The following is a 1,070-nucleotide window of genomic DNA, read 5'->3' as shown; positions in this document are numbered from 1 at the left end:
CCTTCAAGGTTCCCTGTCTCTGGCTGTCGGTCAGGGAAGTCCCCAGGGTAATGACCGGCGTGGTGTCTTCGGCGGCCGAAACCTTGCCGGCTGCCAGGCCCAGGCCCAGCATAAGGGCGCAGGCCGTGATGATTTTCTTGAATTTGCTGTTCATGATAGTCTCCTTGTTTTCTTTTTTTCATGCTCCGACCATAATTATACTAGAGTTTGTTTTCCGGGCGGTCCCCTTAGCAAAAATTTAAGCAGGCCCCGGCTGGCGGCAGATTCTGGGCGAAAATGCTATAATGTAAAGGATAGATTGGAGAGGGGGATGCGGCTTGTCTACCAGCGGCAACTTAAAGCTGACGGTCATCATGACCGTCTACAACCAGGAAAAATATCTGGCTCGGGCTTTGGATTACCTGCTTGAGCAGCAGAACCAGCAGTTCAAGCTGCTGATCATCGATGACGGCTCAAGCGATTCCACCGTGGAAATCGCGGAAAGTTACCGGGACCGCTTCGGGTCTTTTGACCTGGTCAGCAAGGACAACGAGGGCGTGGCGGCAGCGCGGAACCTGGGCTTGGACCTGGTCGACACCCCCTACTTCATTTTTCATGACGGGGATGACTGGGTCGATCCCGGTTACACCGACTATTTCATCAAGGCCTTTGACCGCCACCCGGACGACGACATGGTGACCTGCGGCTACTACGTGGACCAGGCCGGCAAGCCGTCAGTGCCGATCTCCAAGCCCGGAGAAGGGGAACTGACGCGTTTTCAGGCGGTATTGAAGGTCCTGGGCACTGCCCATTCGCCGGTAAAGGGCTACACCTGGAACAAGTGCTACAAGACCCAGCTGGTCCGCCGCCTGCACCTGCGCTTTGACGAGGAGCTGGACTTGATGGAAGACCAGGTCTTCAACATCAACTACCTGATGCAGACTGAAGGCTGCTACTACAGCGCCCTGCCGCTGTATCACTACTGGCAGCGGGCCGACAGCGCGGTGCACACGGTCAGCTGGGACCATTTCTGCAGCATCGTGGCGGCCAACGTCTCGATTTACGGCAGCATCTTCAAGCACCTGCGCCGC

At 56.6% G+C, this 1,070-nt stretch carries 1 protein-coding gene and 1 pseudogene; one reads left to right on the top strand and one right to left on the bottom strand.

Annotation, left to right across the window (positions count from 1 at the left end; translation table 11 throughout):
* Nucleotides 1-154, bottom strand: a pseudogene (locus tag lacNas_RS14520) (DUF1002 domain-containing protein); the annotation flags it as partial.
* 199 nt (nt 155-353) lie between these two features.
* Here lacNas_RS14520 and lacNas_RS10105 point away from each other — a divergent pair.
* A partial coding sequence (locus lacNas_RS10105) for a glycosyltransferase family 2 protein (protein ID WP_201346824.1) occupies nt 354-1,070 on the top strand: 717 nt, incomplete at its 3' end.

The sequence above is a fragment of the Lactobacillus nasalidis genome, from assembly GCF_016587775.1.
GTDB lineage: Bacteria > Bacillota > Bacilli > Lactobacillales > Lactobacillaceae > Lactobacillus > Lactobacillus nasalidis.
The sequence above is the reverse complement of the archived record's forward strand: the minus strand, read 5'-3'. Positions and strand labels throughout refer to the sequence as shown.